We start from the raw sequence: 7,113 nt of genomic DNA on the forward strand, positions 1-7,113 counted from the left end.
CTCTGTGACTGTTGGTGGCCTGCTTCGACGCCCACGGGCCCGCGCCCCCCGCGGGGCGGGCCGCGGTTCGGGCGTCTACGGGGCCGGTGTGGGGCTCGTGGGGAGCCTGCGGCCCGGGGCGGGGTCACGCGGCCTGGGCGGGCGCGAAGCGCGGGTGAGCGACGACGACGCTGGACTCGATGGCCGCCTGGACGGCGTTGCGCATCAGCCGCCCGTAGGCGACCAGGGGATCGCCGTGCGCGTGATCGGGGGCCAGGATGCTGACGGCGGCGACCACGCGGGGCTCGGCACCGGGAGTCGCCGGGGCGCCGGGAAGACGGCGGACCGGTACGGAGACGAGGATCCAGCCGGGGAGGGGAGCCTCGGTGAGTGCGACCTGGGTGGAACGGATCTGCCGCAGGTCCTCGCGCAGTGGGGTGTCATGGCCGGCGAGGTTGGCGAGCATGACCAAGCCCGGTGCGTCGGAATCGAGGGGTGCCCGGCGCAGTCGGTCCACGGCCCGGGGTGCGAAGGCCAGTTCGCGGCGCAGGCGCACGTCGTGGGCTCCGGCGGCGCCGATGCACAGGCGTTCGCCGGTGATGGGGGAGTAGGTGTGCAGCAGCACAGCCTGCTCGGTGCGGCTGTGCAGGGTCTCCAGGAGGAGGGCGGCGTCGAGCAGGGGAGTGGCGCTGGGGTGCACGAGGCCCGGGGTGTCGGTCGGGGCGGCCGGGACCGGGCGGAGCTCCCAGTAGCCGAAACGTGGCCGGTAGCAGACCTTCGCCTTGAAGAGCTGGAGCAGCCGCCGCCGCACTTCCTCCTCGTCCATGGTCGTCCGGGCGGTGATCTCGCTCGACTTGTGCGGGCCGGGGCCGAGCTGGAGCAGGGCATGGAGCACCGCGTTCGTGCGGTCGCGTTCCTTGCGCTGATGCGAACTACGTGACCCGATGTCCACTATTCCTCCCCCTTGCGCCAAATCAGCACGTCAGCCGGGGCAGTTGGTGCTGTTGGTCCGTCTACAAGATCTCTACCTGGGCGTATAGGGGGATGGCCAGGAACACCCTCTTCCGGAAGACCCTCTTCCTGTGACGGATAGTGAAAGGCGATCTGGATCTTGTGCGGGAAGGTGCGGGTTCAGGGCATTCGCCCTCGTTGCTGTCCGTTAGTTGTATGGAAACTTTCACACTCCGGGCGGAGTGAAATGTCGATACATAGTCGTCGTCCCCTGTGCGAATCGGCGGCATGTCCGCCTGCGGAAACGCGCATACGGCGCATAACGTCGCCTCAGTGGTATAGGCCTCTGTCGCGGCGCAGGCGGTCGCGGCCGGCTGCACATGACCCGTAATCCGACAACTCATCTGCTTCAGCAGCTGTTGTGTAAAAGCAACTGGAAAGTCCAGATCTGCAGGATGTGCGTGGTGGTTGTCAGGAGCGGGCGCCCGCGGTGAGCGTGATCGGCGGGACCGCAGTGTCGGCCTCGACAGGTCCCAACTGGTCGATGCTGGCAGCGGCGGCCTGGTAGACGGAGCGGCACAGCGCCCGGCCGGGGGGATCCTCCAGGCTCCACCAGCGGCCGCGGCGAGCTGCCACGTCCATGAGTTCCGCGAGCTCCAGCCCGGACAATTCCACGCGCACGAGCCCGGCACCGGCCGGCTGCTGCAGGCCGTTGGCGAAGTGCGCGGTGCCGTACCGACGTGCGCACCGGGTGAGCAGCGACGCCCACACCGAGGGTGCGCACAGCAGCTCGATCCGGGCGATGCCCGCGGCGACATCCAGCCTGCGGCGCCGTCGCATCCACTCCATCGCGTACCTCTCCGTCCTGGGCCTCGGCGTGCCGTCGGCCTGCGCGGCACCGTCCCACCCACTCATGTGTACGGCGGACACGACGGCTGTCTGGTGTCGTCCGTGGCAGCGGGCGGGAGCCGATCTCAACTGGTGTTCCTCCGGGCGGGAAGAAGCGCCCCGGCACGCCGTTCACCCGTGACTCGTCGGGCACGATGGCCATGACCGCACCGAATCAACCGCCCAGAACGGGAGACGTCGCAGCAGGCGGGCGTGAGCGAGCAGCCGCGGTCGAAAAGGCCGACCAGAGCGCCGGATCCGCGACGGCGTTCACCTCCTGGTCCCGCATCAGACCCAGGCTCGACGCCGCGAACAGCACCGCCCATCCGGCGGCTGCTCAGATCAGGAGGCAAGCATGCACAGCCAGCCAGCAGCGGGAGACGCGGGCTGGGCCCCGAGCGCACAGAGCCAGCCGATCAACGGCGACGACGCCGCTCCCGACCACGGGCCCTTCGCCGCCGCCTACACGGGCCCGGCCTGGTACGGCCAGGCCCCCGCCCCCCAACTCGTGCCCGCCCCAGCGCCGCCCGCGGCCCCCGCACCCGCTCCTCACCCACAGCAGGGCACCACGCCCTCGGCGCCCGAACCCTGGCCCGCCCAGCAGCCGGTGCAACCGGCTCCGATGCAGGCCATGCCGTCACCGCCCCCGGCCTCCCCAAGCCCGCCGCCCGCGGCCTCGCTCCAGCAACCCGGACCGCCGCCCGCGCAGGCCGGATACGGATACCCGCCAGCCGTTGCCTACCCCGCCCCGGCCACCCCCGAAGGAACGGCGTTCCCCACCGGCGGCCCGGCGCCTGCCGCAGCGGCCTGGCCGCCGCAGCACACCGCCGCGCCCGCCGCGATGCCGGCCACCGCGCAGGCGGCCCCTCTGGCCCCGTACGCGCCGCCGCACCCGGTACCTCCCGGCCCGGCGCACGCTCCCCTGGGGCACAGCGCCGCGACCGAGCTGTCCTCCGAACGGCTCCTGCGCGGTGCCCCGCCCAAGCCGCGCAGCGCCCGCCCCGGATCCCGCCCGGCTCGCTTCCGCATCGGCGGTGCGCGCGAGGACGCCGAGCTGCAGCGCAAGCTGGAGCTCATCCGCACCCCGGTCCATGCCTGTTACCGGATCGCCGTGATCAGCCTCAAGGGCGGCGTCGGCAAGACCACCGTGACCACGGCCCTCGGCGCGACGCTGGCCAGCGAGCGCCAGGACAAGGTCCTGGCCATCGACGCCAACCCGGACGCCGGCACCCTCGGACGCCGGGTGCGGCGCGAGACCGGCGCGACCATCCGCGACCTCGTCCAGGCGATCCCCACCCTGAACACCTACATGGACATCCGCGCCTTCACCTCGCAGGCCCCCTCCGGCCTCGAGATCCTCGCCAACGACGTCGACCCGGCCATCTCCACCACGTTCAACGACGACGACTACCGCCGCGCCATCGACGTCCTGGGCCGCCAGTACCCGATCATCCTCACCGACTCCGGCACAGGCCTGCTCTACAGCGCCATGCGAGGTGTCCTGGATCTGGCCGACCAGCTGATCGTCGTCGCCACCCCGTCGGTCGACGGCGCCTCCAGCGCCAGCACCACCCTGGACTGGCTCAACGCCCACGGCTACAACGACCTGGTCAGCCGGGGACTGACGGTGGTCTCCGGCGTACGGGAGAAGGGCCGCATGATCAAGGTGGAGGATATCGTCGCGCACTTCTCCGCCCGGTGCCGCGGGGTCGTCTCGATCCCCTTCGACGAGCACCTGGCGGCCGGCGCCGAAGTGGACCTGGACCTGATGCGGCCCAAGACCCGCGACGCCTACCTGCAGCTGTGCACCCTCGTCGCCGAGGGCTTCACCACCCGCAGACCCCCCCCGCACGCCGCGGCTCACGCCGCCCCGGCTCACCACGGCTTCCCGGCCCACCCCCCGCAGCAGCACGGCTACGGCTATCCCCCCGGCTACCCGCAGCACAGCCCCTTCCCGCCGCCCACACGGTGAGCGCCCCGGGCGCGGCCAGGGCGACCGGACGGCACCCCGGGGCGGTGGGAGCGGTCAAGTCCGCCCCGGGGGGGGCCTGGGCGGCGAACCAGTTGCCCCCCGGCCGGCAGGTGGAAGGTGCGGTGGGAGTGCCGGGTGCCGCCGGTGGCGAAGAGGCCCTCGCCGGCCGCGGTCACACCTTCGGGCGCCAGGGCTCCCACCGTGGTAGCAAGCCCGACACCCTGGACTGCCCGCTACGCCCAGACCGATTCCCGCTGACCACCTGGGCGGATGACGCGCCTGTCGCCGGAACCCTCGGCGCCACGCACGGCTTCACCGACCTCGGGAATCCAGGTAGCCGCAGGCGTGTAACTAGAAAGGGACCCGGCATCAGCCGGGTCCCTTCCTTCTCGTAGCGGGGACAGGATTTGAACCTGCGACCTCTGGGTTATGAGCCCAGCGAGCTACCGAGCTGCTCCACCCCGCGTCGGTGCTGCCACCTTACACAACCACAGGGGGCGGGGCGGCAGGGCGCGGGGCGCAGCGTTACTTGCCCTTGGCCGCTTCCTTGAGCTTCGAGCCCGCGGAGACCTTCACGCCGAAGCCGGAGGGGATGTCGATGGGCTCGCCGGTCTGCGGGTTGCGCGCGGTGCGGGCGGAGCGGTGAGTGCGCTCGAAGGTCAGGAAGCCCGGGACGGTGATCTTCTCGTCGCCCTTGGCGACGACCTCACCGGCGACCTCGGCGAGCGCGGCCAGCACTGCGTCGGCGTCCTTGCGGGGCACCTCGGCACGGTCGGCCAGCGCGGCCACCAGCTCACTGCGGTTCATGATGTTGCACTCCAGATCTGTGGATCACCCCGGCCGCACGGCACGGGACACGTCGGGGTAATCCTGCCATCGGCCCCATGGCCTTGTCGTACCGCCGCAACCGCCGACGCGCTGCAACGTCCCCTCCGGCGCGGTGAGCGGAGGGCAGCGCCGCGGGGCGAGGGTCCGCGTCCGGATCGCGCAACCCGCTCTCGACCGGACCGAACTCGCCCGTCGGCAAGAGCAATCGAGGGCGAGGCGGGACTGAAGGGACTCAAGGACGGAGTTGGCATCAGGAACGCCGGGGCGCGCGACAGCGCAGGGACGCCCGGGCACGCGATCGCTTCGCCGCGAGGCGGCGCGGTAGGCGGCGCGGTAGGCGGCGGCCGGGCGCTCGGGCCTTCCTGCGGAGCAGGGCACGGCCCCCCGTGGAGCCGTGCCCAACAACGTCGTTCGCCGTGCCGTGGGTAGCTGGAGTGGCGGTGATCTGGGGTTCGGTGGTTTACCCGCCGAGCGCGCTGAGGTCAGGTCTGCGAGGAGAAGGCTGGCGGCCGAACCGGACTGGGCAGCCTCTTCGCGAGTTGCTTGGCGGCCCTGAGGACGGTGCGGTCGGCCAGGTAGGGGCCGATGATCTGGATAGCCAGCGGCAGTCCAGATTCGGTCTTGCCAGCGGGAAGCACAAGGGAGGGCAGTCCGACGGGACTGGTGAGGTTGAGCCAGCCGGTCTGGTCGTAGAACGAGCACTTCTGCCCGTCAACGGTGATGTACCGCTGCGGGGGCGGTGTCGTCGTCTGGTCGGGGACGGCCGCGGTGGGTGTGGCCGGCGTGATGAGGATGTCGTGCTCGGCGAAGTATGTTGCCCAGGTGGCGCGGAGCTTTTGGCGTGCTTCGTCGGCGACGCACCAGTCGCGATGTCGCATGGTCCGGGAGCGGAGGAACAGGCTGCTCGGGTCGTCGTCCGGGATCTTCTGCGCTGCTTCGACGTCGGCTGCGAAGGCCGCGTCCGTCGCGGTGGCGGACGCGGTGGCATACATGAGCCGCTGGAAGAGCTTGTCGCTTTCGGCGAAGTCGACGGGCTCGGTGGAGTCGTCGATGTCGGCGCCAGCGGTGCGGAGGAGTTCGGTGACGTGCTGGAGGAGCGCGCGTGTGTCGGCGTCGACATGGCAGTACGGGTCATCCGCCCAGATGCCGATGCGGAACTCGCTCAGCTGGGTCTTGGTCGGGGCAGGCAAATCGATCTTCCAGCCCGCCCGGTCGGCCGGGGCAGGCGCTGCGATGACGTCCAGGAGGAGGTCGAGGTCGTCGACGGTGCGGGCGATCGGGCCGAGAGTGATCATGTCGCTGCTGGTGGACCATCCGGGCAGGCGGGGGATGTGGCCGCGGGTGGGCACGATCGGGCTGGTCCCACGGGAGGTGCGCAGGGCGTAGACCCCGCAGTACGCGGCGGGAAGCCTCAGCGAGCCAGCGAGGTCGGAGCCGACTTCCAGGCTCGTGAACCCCGCGGCGACGGCGGCGGCCGGACCGCCCGAGGAGCCGCCGCTGGTCCGCTCGGGGTCGAAGGGGTTCACGGTCTTGCCGAAGATCGGGTTCGAGGTCTGGATGTCCTGGCACATCGTCGGCACGTTGGTGTGGCCGATGATGACCGCGCCTGCCGCGCGCAGCAGGGCGACGGTGTCGGCATCGCGGTCCGGGACGTGGTCCGACAGATCGGGGGAGCCGCAGGTGGTGCGCACCCCGGCCACTTCGAGGGCGTCCTTGATGGTCATCGGCAGGCCGTGGAGGGCGCCGAGGACCTCGCCGGTCTGCGCGAGATGCGCGTCGGCTTTGTCGGCGGCAGCGCGGGCACCCTCGGTGTCCAGTGTGACGACGGCGTTCACGGCCGGGTTCGCTTGTGCGATGTGGTCGAGGTGCTGTTCCAGCAGAGCGCGGCTGGTGATCCTGCCTTCACGCAGAGCGGTGAGCTGCTCGCCGGCGGACGCCAGGCGCAGAGGCACAGGTTTCCGAGAGCTCTTGGAGGTGCGGCGGGCGCTGGCTGGGACGGTCATAGCGGTGACTGCGGCAATGGCCGTCGCAGCGGTGAGCACGGTCCGGCGGAGTATCACGTACGGGCTCCAGATGTGGTGCTGGCAGAGTCGGTGGCGGCCCCCGTCGTACGGGGCGCGGTGAAGAAACCTGCGACGCGTTCGAGGTGGTGCAGCTCTTCCTCGTAGCTGGGCAAGGGCAAGCCCGAGTCGGCGTAGTCCACAGGGGTATCGACCGGCGCGTCCTCAGCTAGGCGTGCCAGGGCCGCGCCGATCTGGTCGGCGGTGACCGCTGCTGCCAGATCAGCGCCCCTGAGTCCTTCACGCCCGCGCCGCGCCTCGGATTCGGTGAGCACCGCGGGGTCCAGGTACCGGCGGAGCAGCTTCTGGCCGTGGCGGATCTCGGTGCTGCGCCGCAGCAGGGGGAAGTTGACACTTCGGCCCTGAAGAATCGTTTCGTGCTGCCGGTCCGGCTGGAGCAGGGTGATACCCGGGTTGGTCTCGGTGAGCGCGGCC

At 71.2% G+C, this 7,113-nt stretch carries 6 protein-coding genes and 1 tRNA gene; 1 reads left to right on the forward strand and 6 read right to left on the reverse strand.

The genetic code is table 11. The features are described 5' to 3' along the window. Positions 1-124: 124 nt before the first annotated feature. Together P3H78_RS32515 and P3H78_RS32520 are read right to left on the reverse strand one after the other, a co-directional pair. Positions 125-931 carry an IclR family transcriptional regulator gene (locus P3H78_RS32515; RefSeq protein ID WP_276112783.1) on the reverse strand — a complete coding sequence of 269 codons (807 nt, stop codon included), beginning with the start codon at positions 929-931 and terminating at the stop codon, positions 125-127. Positions 932-1,401: 470 nt separating this feature from the next. Further along, positions 1,402-1,845, reverse strand: coding sequence for a hypothetical protein (locus tag P3H78_RS32520; protein ID WP_276112784.1), 444 nt, complete (start codon positions 1,843-1,845; stop codon positions 1,402-1,404). A gap of 328 nt (positions 1,846-2,173) precedes the next feature. On the opposite strand from P3H78_RS32520, the gene P3H78_RS32525 reads away from it, so the two are divergent. Further along, positions 2,174-3,790, forward strand: coding sequence for a MinD/ParA family ATP-binding protein (locus P3H78_RS32525; RefSeq protein WP_276112785.1), 1,617 nt, complete (start codon positions 2,174-2,176; stop codon positions 3,788-3,790). 392 nt (positions 3,791-4,182) lie between these two features. Here P3H78_RS32525 and P3H78_RS32530 read toward each other — a convergent pair. The 4 genes from P3H78_RS32530 to P3H78_RS32545 form a co-directional block, all read right to left on the reverse strand. Then, positions 4,183-4,256: transfer RNA gene (locus tag P3H78_RS32530), tRNA-Met, on the reverse strand. A 59-nt stretch (positions 4,257-4,315) separates the two neighbouring features. Then, positions 4,316-4,597, reverse strand: a complete 282-nt coding sequence (locus P3H78_RS32535; protein WP_276112786.1) for an HU family DNA-binding protein — start codon at positions 4,595-4,597, stop codon at positions 4,316-4,318. 503 nt (positions 4,598-5,100) lie between these two features. Next, positions 5,101-6,570 (reverse strand): amidase, encoded by a 1,470-nt coding sequence (locus P3H78_RS32540; protein WP_276112787.1) that lies wholly within the window; start codon positions 6,568-6,570, stop codon positions 5,101-5,103. A 104-nt stretch (positions 6,571-6,674) separates the two neighbouring features. Beyond that, on the reverse strand, positions 6,675-7,113 hold a 439-nt coding region (locus P3H78_RS32545), incomplete at its 5' end, for a DUF6545 domain-containing protein (RefSeq protein ID WP_369015729.1).

The organism is Streptomyces tropicalis (genome assembly GCF_029269835.1).
Lineage (GTDB): Bacteria > Actinomycetota > Actinomycetes > Streptomycetales > Streptomycetaceae > Streptomyces > Streptomyces tropicalis.